Origin of the sequence: Rhizobium laguerreae (genome assembly GCF_002008165.1) — a bacterium.
In the GTDB taxonomy this organism is placed as follows: Bacteria; Pseudomonadota; Alphaproteobacteria; order Rhizobiales; family Rhizobiaceae; genus Rhizobium; species Rhizobium laguerreae.
The window spans coordinates 106,819-121,697 of sequence record NZ_MRDM01000014.1; the positions used below are offsets into that span (position 1 = coordinate 106,819).

Here is a 14,879-nt window from a genome sequence, read left to right on the forward strand (position 1 = left end):
ACGCCCGGCCTTCTCATGGTTGATGGCGTCATCCTCGCAAGAATCAGCAGCCATGTCAGAGTTCCGTCAAAATTCCCTGCAGGGCATGGCCATCATGTCCGGCGCCATGCTCATCCTGCCGACCATGGATGCGATCGCCAAATATATGGCGACCTTCGAGGCGATGTCGCCGGGTCAGGTCACCTTCTACCGATTCTTCTTCCAGATCGCCTGCACCCTGCCGATTCTTTTCGCCCTTTTCGGGCTGAAGGCGCTCTCGGCCAAGCGGCCATGGATGAACCTGCTGCGCGGTGTGCTGCACGGTGCCGCCAGCCTGCTTTTCTTCGTCGCCGTCAAATACATGCCGCTTGCCGATGTCTTCGCTATCTATTTCGTCGAGCCCTTCATGCTGGCCGCTCTGTCGGCGCTGTTTCTCGGAGAGAAGGTCGGCCGGCGGCGCTGGGTGGCAATCGTCGTCGGGTTCGGCGGCGCGATGATCGTCATTCAGCCGAGCTACGAAATCTTCGGCCTGAAGGCGCTGCTGCCGGTCGCCTGCGCCTTTCTGTTCTCGCTCTATCTCTTCCTCAACCGCGCCATCGGCGAGGCCGATTCGCCGCTGACCATGCAGACGATGGCCGGCATCGGCGGAACGGTCTTCATGGCGGCCGCCCTTTTCCTCGGCAACAGTTCCGGCAATGCCGATTTTGCCGTCTCTCTGCCCTCCTCCAGCCTCGGCCTTGTTCTGCTTCTCGCCCTTGGCTCGATCTCGGGATATGCGCATATGCTCGTCGTCCGGGCTTTCCGCCTCGCGCCGCTGTCGCTGCTTGCGCCGTTCCAGTACTTCGAGATCATCTCGGCGACCGTTCTCGGCTATGCGCTTTTCAACGATTTCCCGAGCTTTTCCAAATGGATCGGCATCTTCATCATCGTTGCGTCAGGCCTCTTCATCATCTGGCGTGAGCGGCTGCAGGCGCAATCGTTAAAATCCTCCTGACCCAGGGAATATCGGGTTAACTCCTCTTCTTGAGGGATCGTCAATTCGCAGGCGGTAAAATCGTCTCCGGCTTCATGATGAAGCCTGGAGTTAAAACATGAGCGAATTTCGTCTCGCTTTTCCGGCCTGTGTCGTGGCCGGCAAGCATCGGCTGACGGCCGAAGATATAGTACTGCTGCGCAAACATAGTTTTCCGGAGGGTATCCGGACATCCGACGATGTCGTGGCGATGTTGGCGCTTAACAATTCCTGCCCTGAAAAATGTGCCGACTGGAACGCTTTCTTCGTGGAGCAGCTCGCCGGTTTCATCGTCCATTACACCTATCCGCAGGGTTCGCTGGATGAAATCAACGTCGCCTGGATCATGCGCATGTTCACGACCGATGGGGTCGTCAACTCGGCGCTCGAGCTCGAACTCATTCTCCACGTCATGGAGATTTCGGCCGATGTCCCGGTCGAGTTGAGAGCGCTCGCCCTCGATCAGCTCCGCCTGGCAATCACCGACAATATCGGTGGCTACAAGCTGTCGCGCGCCATCGATCGCCGGGGCATCACCCGCCAGGACATCGACTATGCGATGCGCATCTTCAGAAGCGTCGCCGAAGGCGGCACCATCCCGGTCTCGTCGGTCGAATACGGCGTTCTCCAGCAGATCGAGCAGGCAACGCTGCGCGGCGCCAATCATCCTCACTGGGCGGCGATTATGGCTGCCGTCGAGCTGCGCGACTATGCCGAGCCGCGGCGCAGCCGCTGGCTGCGCATCGTCGACGAGGAAACCGTTTCGGAAGCTGCCGTCGCCTGACGCTCCGCAGGCCTGATTGTGCGTTCCGGTGTTTTGTGCGTAAAACTCCGGAATGCATTTCTGGGTGGAGTCTCGATGTTCAAGAAAATCCTGATCGCGAATCGCGGCGAAATCGCCTGCCGCGTGATCAAGACTGCGCGCCGCATGGGCATTTTGACCGTCGCGGTCTATTCGGATGCGGATCGGGACGCGCTGCATGTCGAGATGGCCGACGAGGCCGTGCATATCGGCCCGGCCGCGGCGTCCGAGAGTTATCTCGTCGCCGAAAAGATCATTGCCGCCTGCAAGGCAACCGGCGCCGAGGCGGTGCATCCCGGTTACGGCTTCCTGTCCGAGCGCGCCTCTTTCTGCGCGGAGCTGGAAAAGCAGGGCATCGTCTTCATCGGCCCGAAGCCGAAGGCCATCATGGCGATGGGCGACAAGATCGAATCGAAGAAGTTCGCCAATGCCGCCGGTGTCTCCACCGTGCCCGGCCACCTCGGCATCATCGAGGATGCCGCCCATGCGGAAGTGATATCGGGCGGGATCGGTTATCCCGTCATGATCAAGGCCTCGGCCGGCGGCGGCGGCAAGGGCATGCGCATTGCCTGGAACGAGGCGGAAGTGCGCGACGGCTTCGAGCGCGCCCGCTCGGAGGCGAAAAGCTCGTTCGGCGACGACCGCGTCTTCATCGAAAAGTTCGTCGTCGAGCCGCGCCATATCGAAATCCAGGTCCTGGCAGATGCGCATGGCAACGTCGTCTATCTCGGCGAGCGCGAATGCTCGATCCAGCGGCGGAACCAGAAGGTGGCGGAAGAGGCGCCCTCGCCCTTCCTCGATGAAGCGACCCGCAAGGCGATGGGCGAACAATCGGTGGCGCTGGCGAGAGCCGTCGATTACCAGAGCGCCGGCACCGTCGAATTCATCGTCGACCGGGACCGCAAATTCTATTTCCTCGAAATGAACACCCGCCTGCAGGTCGAGCATCCCGTGACCGAACTCATCACCGGTATCGACCTCGTCGAGCAGATGATCCGTGTCGCAGCCGGAGAGCCACTTCCCTTTGCCCAAGAGGATATCAGGCTTGACGGCTGGGCGGTCGAGAGCCGGCTCTATGCCGAGGATCCCTATCGCAACTTCCTGCCCTCGATCGGCCGCCTGACGCGCTACCGGCCGCCGGCGGAAGGCAGGACCGGCAATGTCGTCGTCCGCAACGACACCGGCGTCTTCGAAGGCGCGGAGATCTCGATGTATTACGATCCGATGATCGCCAAGCTCTGCACCTGGGCGCCGACGCGGCTGGAAGCGATCGAGGCCATGGGGCAAGCGCTCGACGGCTTCGTCGTCGACGGTATCGAGCACAATGTTCCTTTCCTGTCGGCGCTGATGAAACATCCGCGCTGGCGCGAGGGCCGGCTTTCCACAGGCTTCATCGCCGAGGAATATCCCGATGGCTTTGCGCCGATGAAACCGGACCCGGCGCAAGAAGCCGTGCTTGCCGGCATCGCGCTTTCCGCCTCGCTGATCGAGACGAACCGCCGCGAACGTTTCGCCGATCGTCTGCGCGCCGCAGCGGGCGCGCTGCGCGAGGATTGGGTGGTCAAGATCGGCGACAATCACGTCGCGGCAAGATTGCTCGACGGCCTCGTCACCATCCCCTTCGATATGGATATCGCGATCGATGGGGCGACAGAGGGCGAGAGCCGGAATGTTGTCACCGGTTGGAGACCGGGCGACCATGTCTGGAACGGCAAGGTCGGCGGTCGCGACGTCACCGCGCAGATCCGCCCCGTTCTGAACGGCTTGCGTATCGACTGGCAGGGACTTTCAGTGACGGCCAAGGTCTTTTCGCCGCGTCATGCCGAGCTCGACAGGCTGATGCCGGTGAAGCTGCCGCCCGATACGTCCAAGCTCCTGCTCTGCCCGATGCCCGGCCTCGTCGTCGCCATCGCGGTGGCCGAGGGCCAGGAGGTCAAGGCCGGTGAGACGCTTGCGATCGTTGAAGCGATGAAGATGGAAAACGTGCTGCGCGCCGACCGCGATCTCGTCGTCTCGAAGATTAATGCCGCAGCCGGCGAAAGCCTGGCCGTCGATGCCGTGATCATGGAATTCGCCTGAGGCTGATGGCGGACTTCGAGCTGATGCAAATTCGGACCTCTGCTCGCAGCGTAAAACTCGTTTTGAATGCATATGGATTTGCTAAAGAACTGGAAATTGAAACTGCGATACTGGAAGCTGAAAACGGCTTTCCGCCATTTCACCGTAATCGCAGACGGAGAGGTCATGATCTCCAACCCGGATTTCGACACCACGGCGGGCTCGGCAGCCTTCTTTTCGATACAGGCTTGGGTGAGCGACAATGACGAGGCTATCGACATGGTCGTGACGATTGGTCGGAATGTGGGATTTAATGCGTCCGGGCGAATCTATGTTTACTCGACCGAGCCGCAGCAGCCTCCGCCAGACGCTCCTCATGCGTACGGTTTGAACTTTCACCAGTACGTTCGCGAAGGTTAGGCGGATTCCCGAAATGGGAGCAGCTATTTCCTCGCTTGAAGTCATCGGTCCCGTCGTACATATACGGAAAACCTAGACCTCAGCATTCCGGCGAGGCATCTAAGCGTGGTTTCTATTCATGGCTTCGACGACTTACACGACCGATCTCAAGGGTTTCGATGAGTTTTCCGCGCGGGAACTCTATGATGTCCTGAGAATGCGCGTCGACGTTTTCATCGTCGAGCAGAACTGCCCGTATCCCGAACTCGACGGCAAGGATATCGATGCGCTGCATCTGCGGCTGCTGGAGGGTAGCGAACTGCTGGCCTCGGCGCGGATTCTAAAACCGCATGAACCGCGGGATGCGTCGAAGATCGGCCGCGTGGTCGTCTCCCCTGCCCATCGCGGCAAGCGTCTGGGCGACGCGCTGATGAGCGAAGCGATCGCCGCTTGCGAGCGGCTTTATCCGGAAAACCCGATCGCCTTGTCGGCGCAGGCTCATCTGCGCCGCTTCTATGAATCCTTCGGCTTTATCGGGACATCGCAGGAATATCTGGAAGACGGCATCCCTCATATCGATATGGTCCGCCAGCCGGCCACTCAGCCGGCATGAGGATATTGCCATGATCTATGTCGACGCCGATGCCTGCCCGGTAAAGCCGGAAGTCCTGAAGGTGGCCGAACGTCACGGCCTCGAAGTCACCTTCGTTGCCAATTCCGGCCTGCGCCCCTCGCGCGATCCGATGATCCACAATGTCATCGTCTCCAACGCCTTCGACGCTGCCGACAACTGGATCGCCGAACGCGCCGGCGCGGGCGATGTCGTCGTCACCGCCGATGTGCCACTTGCCGTGCACTGTGTCGCGACCGGCGCCTTCGTCAGCGGCCCCACGGGGCGCGTCTTCGACGAGACCAATATCGGCATGGCGAGCGCCATGCGCGATCTCGGCGCGCACCTGCGCGAAACCGGCGAGAGCAAGGGCTACAACGCCGCCTTCAGCCCGAAGGACCGCTCACGCTTCCTCGAAACCTTCGATCGCCTCTGCCGTCGCGCCAAGGGCCTTGCCGCGGAGGCTGGCGGGCAAAATTGATGTGGCTCGCACAGGCTCGCAAGTAACGGGTGGCATGGCAGGCATGCCGATTCCAACCTTGAAGTCGGCCGTTTCCTCACGCATATAGGCACTATCGCAGACGACTGCGGCATCCTCCGGGATGCAACTGTCGCGGGGACGGCCTCGCTCTTGAACAAGGAGAGTCGCATGGCCTGGTTTCTGCTTTTTCTCGCCGGTCTTTTTGAATGTGGCTGGGCGATCGGCCTTAAATATACCGAAGGCTTCACACGGCCGATACCGACGGCGCTGACTGTCATATCGATGGTGATCAGCATCGTGCTGCTCGGCCTGGCGGTGAAGCATCTGCCTATCGGCACCGCCTATGCGGTCTGGACCGGCATCGGCACGGTCGGCACCGTCTTTCTCGGCATCTGGCTGCTTGGCGATGAGGCAAGTGTCTCCCGCCTTGCCTGCATCACGCTGATCGTCGCCGGCATCGCCGGCCTCAAGCTTACCGCCTGACATGAGATCGAGGGGCGCCGCTGACGCCCCTCGGCTTATAGTTCAAACCGTCTTGCGGGTATCGACGGCAAAAGCGCCGGGACCGGAAAAGACCAGATACAGGAAGACGAAGCAGAACAGGATCGCGGCATCGCCCTGGTTGACGGCCGGGAAGAAGCTGCTCGGGGCATGCGCCATGAAATAGGCGACGGCCATTTCACCGGCCAGCAGGAAGGCGACAGGGCGCGTCAGCAGGCCGACGAGAATGAGGATGCCGCCGATCAGCTCAAGAAGGGCGGCGAACAGCATCAGCGGCGACAGCGCGCCGGACATCTGCGAAGCCGGGAAACCGAAAAGCTTCATCGTCCCGTGTTCGATGAACAGCAGTGCGGTGATGATCCTGAGAGCAGCCAGCCCATAGGGCTGATAGACGGAAAGACGGTCGAAAATCGACATTAAAACCCCTCGTTAACAAGAAACAACCGAGCGTTAGCCTGTCCTCGGCAAGGATTGAACACACGGATCGCTGACATTCGGTCACTTTTTCGATAGCAGGTAAACGTTTGACCGGACAGTTTTATTCACCAGCCAGCCGTCAAAGCGGAATGTTGTCGTGTTTCTTCCACGGATTGGCGAGATCCTTGTTGCGCAGCATCTTCAAACCGCGCGCCAGCCGCCGCCGGGTCGAATGCGGCATGATCACTTCGTCGACATAACCGCGCTCGGCGGCGACGAAGGGCGAGAGGAACCGGTCCTCGTACATCTTGGTATGGGCGGCGATCTTTTCCGGATCGGCGATATCCTTGCGGAAGATGATCTCGACGGCGCCCTTGGCGCCCATCACGGCGATCTGCGCCGTCGGCCAGGCATAGTTGAGGTCGCCGCGCAGATGCTTCGACGCCATCACGTCATAGGCGCCGCCGAAGGCCTTGCGGGTGATGACGGTGAGCTTCGGCACCGTCGCCTCGGCATAGGCAAAGAGCAGCTTGGCGCCGTGTTTGATGAGGCCGCCATATTCCTGCGCCGTACCCGGCAGGAAACCCGGCACGTCGACGAAGGTGACGATCGGAATGTTGAAGCAGTCGCAGAAGCGCACGAAGCGGGCCGCCTTGCGCGAGGCGTCGCTGTCGAGCACGCCGGCCAGCACCATCGGCTGGTTGGCGACAAAACCGACGGTCGAGCCTTCGACGCGGCCGAAGCCGCAGACGATGTTTTTGGCAAAGCTCGCCTGGATCTCGAAGAAATCCCCCTCGTCCGCCACCTTCCGGATCAGTTCCTTGATGTCGTAAGGCTTGTTGGAACTCGCCGGCACCAGCGTGTCGAGCGACGCGTCTATCTCTGTCACCGACTGGTAACATTCGATCTCCGGAAGCGGCGCCGTGTTCGAAAGCGGCAGGAAATCGATCAGCCGGCGCACCTGCAGCAGCGTTTCGACATCATTCTCATAGGCGCCGTCGGCAATCGACGAGCGCACCGTATGCACCACGGCGCCGCCGAGTTCTTCTGCCGTCACCGTCTCGTTGGTGACGGTTTTCACCACGTCCGGCCCAGTGACGAACATGTAGGAAGTATCACGAACCATGAAGATGAAATCGGTCATAGCAGGCGAATAGACGTCGCCGCCGGCGCAGGGACCCATGATCACCGAGATCTGCGGAATGACGCCGGAAGCGAGCACGTTGCGCTGGAACACCTCGGCATAACCGCCGAGAGCCGCCACGCCCTCCTGGATACGGGCGCCGCCCGCATCATAGATGCCGACGATCGGCGCGCGGTTCTTCAGCGCCATGTCCTGCACCTTCATGATCTTCTCGGCATGCGCTTCCGATAGCGAGCCGCCGAAGACGGTGAAGTCCTTGGCGAAGACGAACACCGTGCGGCCATTGACCGTGCCCCAGCCGGTGACGACGCCGTCGCCGGCAATTCGGCTCTTGTCCATACCGAAATCGGTGGAGCGGTGTTCGACGAACATGTCGAATTCCTCGAAGGAGCCTTCGTCGAGGAAGAGATCGATGCGCTCGCGCGCCGTCAGCTTGCCGCGCTTGTGCTGAGCGTCGATGCGCGCTTCGCCGCCGCCCAGGCGGGCGACGTCGCGGCGCCGTTCCAGTTCTTCGAGAATTTCCTTCATGCGATCTCCCCTCGCCGCTGCGGGCGGCAATCCGGCGGTTAGAGCGTCGTGCTAATGAGCGCGCCCGCTGAGTGAGAAAACCGAGCGTATCCTTGCGGCGGCGTCTTCGGCCAGGATCTCGTCGGCAAGCTTGGGATCGGCAGCGATGCTGGTCACGTCGAAGGCGCTGACGGCGATGACCGAGCCGTCCTCGACCGAGGCCGCGTCGATGCTGACCTTGGCGACGTTGCGGTCCTTCTGGAAGCCGAGGCCCTTCTGGACGGAAACCACGCGGATCGTCAGCACCACCCGCGGCAGCACGGTGTCGCGCACGGTGGCGTTGATTGCCGCGTTCACGCGGTCGTTGATGCCGGAAAGCAACTCGGCCGGCATGTTCGGTCCGGAGAGAACGACGGCGCTGCGCACATCATAGACCGGCGCCGCCGGCTTGGTGGCCGAGAGGCTGCCGCAGGCCGTGAGCGCGACACAGACGAGTGTCGCCCGGCAAAAACACGACCTCAGCCAATTCATTGCAAAATCCCGCACCACCCGGTTGGAGTCGCAGACTTCGTCATAATGCATTGGAAGGCAATATGTTTCAGGCGCTTAAGGCGAAAAAAACATCCGCTGCGGCTTTGAACTCGGCAAAGCGCTTGGCCCGCCGCTCCTCGGCCTCCTCGTCGCTGCCCCAATGCTCGATCGTCCAATCCTCGTCGAGATGGGCAAGCGACCAGGCCTCCTCCACCGTCACCCGGCCCTCGGCGAAGGCAAGCGCCAGGATCGCCGAGCCGGTCAGCGTGGTGACCGTGTGGAGGGCGGCAAGCGCCATCGGGCTATCATATCTCGCGAGCGTAACGGCGAAGGCGGCAATCGCCTCGCGCGGCTGCTCATGCGGCATCACCCCTTCGACGAGGATGAAGCGGGCGCCGAGATCGGTCGCCGCCCAGTCGATCACCGGATCCCAGCGCTCGACCTGGCGCTCGACCAGCAGTTCCGGCTCCTCGGCGCGGTAGCAGATGAGGTCGCTGGATGAAAAGCGCAATATATCCTCGAAGATCGCCTGCGCGTTGGCGGCAACGCCGTCGAGTGCGGTGTTGACGAGCCGTGTCACCGGCATGCTCAGGGGATTGATCTCTTCGCCCTGTGCCTGCCATTCGGCGGCGACAAGCCGCGCCAGCGCTTCGGTCGGCACGGCGAGAACCTGCCGCGCCGGCGTGCGCACCATCTTGCCGTCGAGCGTGATCGCAAAACTACCCTCGTGCTCGGCAACGGAGACGTCGGTATAGAAGCGCTTCGGCAGCGGCTTCTTCATCTGGATCTGCGCGCGGCGGATAGGATCGGGATGGCTCAGGCCTTCGGAAAGGTCGTTCAGCAGATCGCGCATGGGATCACCTCAGGAAAAATTACGCAATATCTCGTTCGGATGGTAAGCGATCACATCGGCGCCGTTGGCGATCAACTCATCCACGCTGGCATAACCCCAGGCAACGCCGATCGCCTTGGCGCCGGCAGCTTTTGCCATCTGCATATCGTAAACCGCATCGCCGATGACAATGGTGTCGACAGCATTCATGCCGGTTTCATCGCAGCATTCGGTCACCATGGCCGGATGCGGCTTGGAGGGGCAATCGTCGGCGGTGCGCGCGACGATGAAATGCTTGTCGAAACCATGCGTCTCCATCACCACCTTGAGCCCGCGCCTGGATTTGCCCGTCACCGCGCCGATCAGCAAGTCATCGCGTCCGCTGATCGCGTCGATCATCTCGCGAATGCCGGGAAACAGCGGCTCCTTATAGTCAAGATCCTGACGCACGATCGAGAACAGCGATTTGTAATGCGCCGTCATGTCAATATCTTCCTGCTCCACATGCGGCCTGCCCTGCATGCGGGCGATCGCAATATCCAGCGACAGGCCGATGATGGCCTTGGTGTCTTCGAGTCGCGGTTCCAACTTGCCGAACTTGTCGAAGGTCCTGCGCATGGTTTCGTGGATCAGCGCAGCACTGTCCACCAGCGTGCCGTCGCAATCGAAAAGGGCAAGTTTCATTCGCTGTCCCTTTCAGCGCCGGCAAGGTCGAGACCGAGAAGGTTCCAGGTCTGCACCATATGCGCCGGCAGCGGCGCGCTGACGCGCAGTCGGCCGCCGGAGGGGTGCGGGATGTCGATGTGACGGGCGTGCAGATGCAGCTTCTTCTGAACGCCGCCTGGAAAATCCCAATTCGGATCGTCGTCGAAATATTTTGGATCGCCGATGATCGGATGGCCGATATGCAGGGCGTGGACGCGCAACTGGTGGGTACGGCCGGTATAGGGCTCCATCTCCAGCCATGCGAGGTTCTGTGCCGCCGTCTCCAGCACCCGGTAGAAGGAAATCGCATGGTCGGCGCCGTCCTCGCCGTGCTTGGCGATGCGCATGCGGTCGCCGTCGACGGTCGGCTCCTTGACGAGCCAGGTCGAAATCTTGTCCTCGTGCTTGCGCGGCACGCCCTTGACCAGCGCCCAGTAGGTCTTTTTGGTGTCGCGCTCGCGGAAGGCGGCCGTCAGCTTCTGCGCCGCGCCGCGCGTGCGGGCGATAACGAGAACACCCGATGTGTCGCGGTCGAGACGGTGAACAAGCCGCGGCTTCTCGCCCTTCGGGCTGGTCCAGGCTTCGAGCATCTGGTCGATATGCCTGGCCACACCCGAGCCGCCCTGCACCGCAAGACCAGGGGGCTTGTTGAGTACGATTACCTTTTCGTCCTCGTGCAGCACCATGCGCGACAAGAGTTGGAAATCCGTCGAATGTTTGAGATCCTTGCCGGCGATCGGTCCGGATTTCAGCTTCGCATCGACATCCATCGGCGGCACGCGCACCGTCTGGCCGGGCTGCACGCGCGCATCCGATTTGACACGCCCACCGTCAACGCGCACCTGGCCGGAGCGTAAGAGCTTCTGCAGCGGACCGAAGCCGAGCCCGGGAAAGTGCACCTTGAACCAGCGATCGAGCCGCATGCCGGCTTCGTCGGGTTCAACCTTGATATGTTCTATGCCAGCCATAAAAAAACTTTCGGAAATTGCAGCGCAGGCCAAGCCGGCGTTCTTGCCGCAGCCTTTAGAGCATTTTCATGCAAAACGGAAACCGGAAAAGAAATCAGGCCAAAGCGCGCATGACGGCGAGCCCGGCGATGACGGCCGCCATCGAAAGCCCGACGCTCGCAGCGATGTAAATACCGCCGGCGACGGCCTCGCCGCGCTCGAACAGCGAGATTGCATCCAGCGAGAAGGCCGAGAAGGTTGTGAAGCCGCCGAGGAAGCCGGTGATCAGCAGGAGGCGCAGCTCCACCGAAGCATTGAACTTCCGCGCAATCAGCTCGGCGAAGACGCCGATGACAAAACAGCCGACGACATTGACGGCGAGCGTGCCCCAGGGAAATGCCGGACCCATGAGTCTCAGCGCCCATTGGCCGACATAATATCTGAGAAGAGAACCGATGGCGCCGCCGACGGCGACGAGAAGAGCCTGGATCATCAGCCAGATTTATCGCAACTCTGCAGCGATTCCAATCGGGAAGGAATGAATTCTTACCATCCGGTAAAATGCCGATGATTTTTTTATAATGGCGCCAAGGTCGTACCGATACGCTGACGACATGACCCAGCTCCTGTCCATATCGGCGAGCACCGCCGCCATTGCCTTCGACTCGCTCCGAATCCCGCAGCGTGTCGCGACGAGCACCGCCGCCCGCGATGCGCGCCGCGTTGCCGACCGGCAGTTGAAGGCCGAAGGCACTCAGGAAATAGACGAGCCCTCCAGCATCATCCAGTCGACCGAAGTGGCCCTCGACCTGATGGCCAAAGGCAACCGCCAGCCGCAGGCCGGCCTGAAGCAGGCGCTGCGATCCTACGAAGACTTCTGAGGCCCATCACCTTCCAAACGAAAGCCTGCGACTGCGGTTACAGTCGCAGGCTTTTCTGTTTAATCAGTCTACTTCATTTGCCTTGGGCGGACAGCACCCGCAGGACCAGATCGACCTTGCCGGCCTTTTCGAAGGTCAGCGTCACCGGCACCGTATCGCCCTGCTTGAACAGCGTCTTCACTTTCTGGAACATCAGGTGCAGGTTGCCGGGCTGGAGCTTGACCGTCTCGCCGGCACCGATGGCGATACCGTCCTTCAGCTGGCGCATCCGCATAACATTGTCCTTCGTCACCATCTCGTGGATCTGAACCTCACCAGCTGCGGGCGAGCTGACGGACACCAGGCGATCGTCCGTCTGGCCGTTATTCTTCACCGTGAAAAAGCCGCCGCCGACCGGCTGGCCGGGCAGCATTGCCTTGGCGAACCCGCCGGAGATTTCGAGATCGCCGGCCTTGACCGTGTCGCCAGCCGGTGCGGCAGCGCCCGCCATAGCGGACATGTCCATGCCGGCCATATCGGCATGATCGTGACCATGATCCTCACCGGCAACGACCTTCAACAGCGGCGCCGGGCTTTTCATCCCATGCGCGTCACCGCCTTCCTTGGCCACCTGATCCCAGGCCTCGACCGTGTCGCCGCACATCTGCGTCACCGGAAAAGCGAGCGAGGTGCCGGCTTCGACGCCCGATACCTTACCCTGGATGACGAAGGTGTCGTAGAAATCGTCGGAGAGATTGCCGTTCTTCCAGCGCACTTCGATCGCACCCGTCTTCACCTTGTCGCCGTGATTGTCATAGGTCTTCTGGTAGTCGCCCTTGATCACCTCGAGTTCCCAGCCGGCCTTCGGCTGCGGTTTGGCGAAGACGAAGCCTTCCGGCAGCTTGACCCGCACTTCCGTGGTCGCCTTGCTGTCGCAGCCATGCGGCACCTGCAGCGTAGCGAGAATGGTGCTCTCCTGCTTCGCCTCTCTGTCGAGGAAGGTCACATGCGCCTCGGCGCCGGCAAAGGCGGTCACGGAAAGAAGGGCGGCAAGCCCGAATGTCTCGCCAAGTGTCTTGATAGTTTTCATCGGATGTCTCCTCGCCGGCCGCGGACTTCTCTCGGGCGGACCGGCATTCTGCATCATGGATTGCGAAGGCAAATCAGGCGAGGACGGGAGGCGCGCGGGAATTCGGCCGGCTGACAGCGCTTGCACCGGCAACGGCTGAAGTTTCGATCGGCGCGTTGATCAGCGAGGCGAACTTGCGCTCGAGCCAGGAGCCCGCATCCGGCGTCGGCAGGATGACGGATGCCGACAGCCGGCAGGCTTCGCAATTCGACTTGAAGGCGAAGGTCTTGCCGTCGGCTTCTTTCACGGTGATGCAGAGCGAGGCGAAAGTGCCGTCGGGCAGCACATAGGCCGCGGCATCGTAACCTTCGGAGGCGACAGCCTGCGGCGCCTGATGGGCGAGGCCGAGCAAAGCCAAGCTCAATGCGCAAAGCATGCGCAGGAAGAGCGTCGCTTTCAGTCCGGTCTGTCGCATGAAATCCCCTTCAACAGCATGTCGCGATAGCCGTTTTCCCCGCGAAATGCAAAAGCAGATTTGCTGCAGATCAGGGCTCAGCCGGCATATGGCGACAAAAATTTGTCCGGTCACGACATTTGGCCTTGCCAAGTGCTGCACCCGCCGGATAATTGCGCCAACCTTGTTGGGAGAAGCCGGTGCTTTCGCCACCGGTGCCGAAGGAGCAACCGCCCCGGAAACTCTCAGGCAAAAGGACCAGCAAGGGGCAGACGGAACTCTGGAGAGAAGCGTTCTCGAAACGCTCGCCGAAGGGATAACAATCTCAGGCAAAGGGACAGAGGGGGCTCAGGAGAGAAGTGCGCAGCCGCGCCTTCAGATTTGAGCCCGCGCCTTCGCGAGAAGGCGCAAACCCCGGAGGCGTCTTTTGGACGATACTGCTGCCCTGAAGAAAACCCCGCTGCATGCCCTGCATCTTTCGCTCGGCGCCCGCATGGTGCCGTTCGCCGGTTACGACATGCCGGTGCAATATCCCGCAGGCGTGATGAAGGAGCATCTTCATACCCGCGCCGAAGCCGGCCTCTTCGATGTCTCCCACATGGGCCAGGTCATCGTGAAGGCGAAGTCGGGCAGCTACGAGGATGCGGCGCTGGCGCTCGAAAGCCTGGTGCCGGTCGACATCCTAGGCCTTGCCGAAGGCCGCCAGCGCTACGGCTTTTTCACCGACGACACCGGCTGCATTCTCGACGACCTGATGATCGCCCATCTCGACGACCACCTCTTCGTCGTCGTCAACGCCGCCTGCAAGGAGGCCGATCTCGCCCATCTGCAGGCCCATATCGGCGACCAGTGCGACATCACCCTTCTCAACCGCGCTTTGATCGCGCTGCAGGGGCCGCGCGCAGTCGCCGTTCTCGCCGAACTCTGGGCCGACGTCGCTGCAATGAAATTCATGGATGTGCGCCACTGCCGCCTGCACGACGTTTCCTGTCTTGTTTCCCGCTCCGGCTATAGCGGCGAGGACGGCTTCGAGATCTCGATTCCATCAGACAAGGCCGTGGATGTCACCATGAGGTTGCTCGAACATCCGGACGTACAGGCGATCGGCCTCGGCGCCCGCGATTCGCTGCGCCTCGAAGCCGGTCTCTGCCTCTACGGCAACGATATCGATACGACCACCTCGCCAGTGGAGGCAGCGCTCGAATGGGCCATGCAGAAGGCAAGGCGCGGCAACGGTGCGCGTGCCGGCGGCTTCCCGGGCTCCGGCCGCATCCTATCCGAACTCGAAAACGGCGCCGCGCGCCGTCGTGTCGGCCTGAAGCCGGAAGGCAAGGCGCCAGTGCGCGGCCATGCCAAGCTTTATGCCGATGCCGAGGGCAAGATCGAAATCGGCGGGGTCACCTCGGGCGGCTTCGGCCCCAGCGTCGAAGGTCCCGTCGCCATGGGCTACGTACCGGTCTCCCATGCTGCGGCAGGCACGCTCGTCTATGCAGAGGTGCGCGGCAAATATCTGCCGACCACCGTCAGCGCCCTTCCCTTCGTCACACCGACCTACAAACGCTAAACCTTTT

General features: G+C 61.5%; 18 protein-coding genes and 1 riboswitch. Of the genes, 9 read left to right on the forward strand and 9 right to left on the reverse strand.

Annotated elements, in window-relative coordinates:
- Positions 1 to 22: 22 nt before the first annotated feature.
- The 7 genes from BS630_RS16290 (at position 23) to sugE (ending at position 5,824) form a co-directional block, all read left to right on the forward strand.
- Entirely contained in the window at positions 23 to 973 is a 951-nt protein-coding gene (locus BS630_RS16290) for a DMT family transporter (RefSeq protein WP_183594390.1), read from the forward strand.
- Positions 974 to 1,070: 97 nt separating this feature from the next.
- Positions 1,071 to 1,775 (forward strand): hypothetical protein, encoded by a 705-nt coding sequence (locus BS630_RS16295; RefSeq protein WP_077978237.1) that lies wholly within the window; start codon positions 1,071 to 1,073, stop codon positions 1,773 to 1,775.
- Between the two features lie 75 nt (positions 1,776 to 1,850).
- Entirely contained in the window at positions 1,851 to 3,872 is a 2,022-nt protein-coding gene (locus BS630_RS16300; RefSeq protein ID WP_077978238.1) for an acetyl-CoA carboxylase biotin carboxylase subunit, read from the forward strand.
- A gap of 72 nt (positions 3,873 to 3,944) precedes the next feature.
- The gene (locus tag BS630_RS16305; protein ID WP_077978239.1) at positions 3,945 to 4,271 is read left to right on the forward strand and encodes a hypothetical protein; all 327 of its coding nucleotides are present in this window, start codon (positions 3,945 to 3,947) and stop codon (positions 4,269 to 4,271) included.
- Positions 4,272 to 4,389: 118 nt separating this feature from the next.
- Positions 4,390 to 4,863: a GNAT family N-acetyltransferase gene (locus tag BS630_RS16310; RefSeq protein ID WP_077978240.1), complete on the forward strand. Its 474-nt coding sequence runs from the start codon at positions 4,390 to 4,392 to the stop codon at positions 4,861 to 4,863.
- Positions 4,864 to 4,873: 10 nt separating this feature from the next.
- Positions 4,874 to 5,341: a YaiI/YqxD family protein gene (locus BS630_RS16315; protein WP_077978241.1), complete on the forward strand. Its 468-nt coding sequence runs from the start codon at positions 4,874 to 4,876 to the stop codon at positions 5,339 to 5,341.
- Between the two features lie 168 nt (positions 5,342 to 5,509).
- Entirely contained in the window at positions 5,510 to 5,824 is a 315-nt protein-coding gene (gene sugE, locus BS630_RS16320; protein ID WP_025394688.1) for a quaternary ammonium compound efflux SMR transporter SugE, read from the forward strand.
- Positions 5,825 to 5,866: 42 nt separating this feature from the next.
- On the opposite strand, the gene BS630_RS16325 is transcribed toward sugE, so the two are convergent.
- The 7 genes from BS630_RS16325 to crcB all read right to left on the reverse strand — a co-directional run bounded on the left by BS630_RS16325 (position 5,867) and on the right by crcB (position 11,418).
- The gene (locus BS630_RS16325; RefSeq protein ID WP_025394689.1) at positions 5,867 to 6,259 is read right to left on the reverse strand and encodes a DoxX family protein; all 393 of its coding nucleotides are present in this window, start codon (positions 6,257 to 6,259) and stop codon (positions 5,867 to 5,869) included.
- A gap of 139 nt (positions 6,260 to 6,398) precedes the next feature.
- Positions 6,399 to 7,931, reverse strand: a complete 1,533-nt coding sequence (locus tag BS630_RS16330; RefSeq protein WP_025394690.1) for an acyl-CoA carboxylase subunit beta — start codon at positions 7,929 to 7,931, stop codon at positions 6,399 to 6,401.
- Positions 7,932 to 7,982: 51 nt separating this feature from the next.
- The gene (locus BS630_RS16335; protein ID WP_025394691.1) at positions 7,983 to 8,441 is read right to left on the reverse strand and encodes a calponin homology domain-containing protein; all 459 of its coding nucleotides are present in this window, start codon (positions 8,439 to 8,441) and stop codon (positions 7,983 to 7,985) included.
- A gap of 67 nt (positions 8,442 to 8,508) precedes the next feature.
- Positions 8,509 to 9,294, reverse strand: coding sequence for an ATP12 family chaperone protein (locus tag BS630_RS16340; protein WP_077978242.1), 786 nt, complete (start codon positions 9,292 to 9,294; stop codon positions 8,509 to 8,511).
- Positions 9,295 to 9,303: 9 nt separating this feature from the next.
- On the reverse strand, positions 9,304 to 9,957 hold the full coding sequence (locus BS630_RS16345; RefSeq protein ID WP_077978243.1) for an HAD-IA family hydrolase: 654 nt from the start codon (positions 9,955 to 9,957) through the stop codon (positions 9,304 to 9,306).
- Positions 9,954 to 10,946, reverse strand: a complete 993-nt coding sequence (locus BS630_RS16350; RefSeq protein ID WP_003559680.1) for an RluA family pseudouridine synthase — start codon at positions 10,944 to 10,946, stop codon at positions 9,954 to 9,956. The genes BS630_RS16345 and BS630_RS16350 overlap by 4 nt, the downstream gene beginning before the upstream one ends.
- A 94-nt stretch (positions 10,947 to 11,040) precedes the next feature.
- Positions 11,041 to 11,418, reverse strand: coding sequence for a fluoride efflux transporter CrcB (gene crcB, locus BS630_RS16355; RefSeq protein ID WP_003539962.1), 378 nt, complete (start codon positions 11,416 to 11,418; stop codon positions 11,041 to 11,043).
- A gap of 121 nt (positions 11,419 to 11,539) precedes the next feature.
- Here crcB and BS630_RS16360 point away from each other — a divergent pair, with 121 nt between their 5' ends.
- A complete protein-coding gene (locus BS630_RS16360; RefSeq protein ID WP_017960595.1) occupies positions 11,540 to 11,806 on the forward strand; it encodes a hypothetical protein in 267 nt (88 codons plus the stop codon).
- A gap of 73 nt (positions 11,807 to 11,879) precedes the next feature.
- On the opposite strand, the gene BS630_RS16365 is transcribed toward BS630_RS16360, so the two are convergent.
- Positions 11,880 to 12,875 (reverse strand): DUF1775 domain-containing protein, encoded by a 996-nt coding sequence (locus BS630_RS16365; protein ID WP_077978244.1) that lies wholly within the window; start codon positions 12,873 to 12,875, stop codon positions 11,880 to 11,882.
- 73 nt (positions 12,876 to 12,948) lie between these two features.
- The gene (locus BS630_RS16370) at positions 12,949 to 13,329 is read right to left on the reverse strand and encodes a hypothetical protein (protein ID WP_077978245.1); all 381 of its coding nucleotides are present in this window, start codon (positions 13,327 to 13,329) and stop codon (positions 12,949 to 12,951) included.
- A gap of 157 nt (positions 13,330 to 13,486) precedes the next feature.
- A riboswitch (glycine riboswitch) is annotated at positions 13,487 to 13,579 on the forward strand.
- A gap of 156 nt (positions 13,580 to 13,735) precedes the next feature.
- Between BS630_RS16370 and gcvT the strand changes: the two genes are divergently transcribed.
- Positions 13,736 to 14,872, forward strand: coding sequence for a glycine cleavage system aminomethyltransferase GcvT (gene gcvT / locus BS630_RS16375; RefSeq protein WP_077978246.1), 1,137 nt, complete (start codon positions 13,736 to 13,738; stop codon positions 14,870 to 14,872).
- Positions 14,873 to 14,879 lie beyond the last annotated feature (7 nt).

Excerpts from the sequence above, each read along its gene's own strand:
- BS630_RS16290 (WP_183594390.1), top strand. The coding sequence starts at position 23 with ATGGCGTCATCCTCGCAAGAATCAGCAGCCATGTCAGAGTTCCGTCAA.
- BS630_RS16295 (WP_077978237.1), top strand. The coding sequence starts at position 1,071 with ATGAGCGAATTTCGTCTCGCTTTTCCGGCCTGTGTCGTGGCCGGCAAG.
- BS630_RS16300 (WP_077978238.1), top strand. The coding sequence starts at position 1,851 with ATGTTCAAGAAAATCCTGATCGCGAATCGCGGCGAAATCGCCTGCCGC.
- BS630_RS16305 (WP_077978239.1), top strand. The coding sequence starts at position 3,945 with ATGGATTTGCTAAAGAACTGGAAATTGAAACTGCGATACTGGAAGCTG.
- BS630_RS16310 (WP_077978240.1), top strand. The coding sequence starts at position 4,390 with ATGGCTTCGACGACTTACACGACCGATCTCAAGGGTTTCGATGAGTTT.
- BS630_RS16315 (WP_077978241.1), top strand. The coding sequence starts at position 4,874 with ATGATCTATGTCGACGCCGATGCCTGCCCGGTAAAGCCGGAAGTCCTG.
- sugE (WP_025394688.1), top strand. The coding sequence starts at position 5,510 with ATGGCCTGGTTTCTGCTTTTTCTCGCCGGTCTTTTTGAATGTGGCTGG.
- BS630_RS16325 (WP_025394689.1), bottom strand. The coding sequence starts at position 6,259 with ATGTCGATTTTCGACCGTCTTTCCGTCTATCAGCCCTATGGGCTGGCT.
- BS630_RS16330 (WP_025394690.1), bottom strand. The coding sequence starts at position 7,931 with ATGAAGGAAATTCTCGAAGAACTGGAACGGCGCCGCGACGTCGCCCGC.
- BS630_RS16335 (WP_025394691.1), bottom strand. The coding sequence starts at position 8,441 with ATGAATTGGCTGAGGTCGTGTTTTTGCCGGGCGACACTCGTCTGTGTC.
- BS630_RS16340 (WP_077978242.1), bottom strand. The coding sequence starts at position 9,294 with ATGCGCGATCTGCTGAACGACCTTTCCGAAGGCCTGAGCCATCCCGAT.
- BS630_RS16345 (WP_077978243.1), bottom strand. The coding sequence starts at position 9,957 with ATGAAACTTGCCCTTTTCGATTGCGACGGCACGCTGGTGGACAGTGCT.
- BS630_RS16350 (WP_003559680.1), bottom strand. The coding sequence starts at position 10,946 with ATGGCTGGCATAGAACATATCAAGGTTGAACCCGACGAAGCCGGCATG.
- crcB (WP_003539962.1), bottom strand. The coding sequence starts at position 11,418 with ATGATCCAGGCTCTTCTCGTCGCCGTCGGCGGCGCCATCGGTTCTCTT.
- BS630_RS16360 (WP_017960595.1), top strand. The coding sequence starts at position 11,540 with ATGACCCAGCTCCTGTCCATATCGGCGAGCACCGCCGCCATTGCCTTC.
- BS630_RS16365 (WP_077978244.1), bottom strand. The coding sequence starts at position 12,875 with ATGAAAACTATCAAGACACTTGGCGAGACATTCGGGCTTGCCGCCCTT.
- BS630_RS16370 (WP_077978245.1), bottom strand. The coding sequence starts at position 13,329 with ATGCGACAGACCGGACTGAAAGCGACGCTCTTCCTGCGCATGCTTTGC.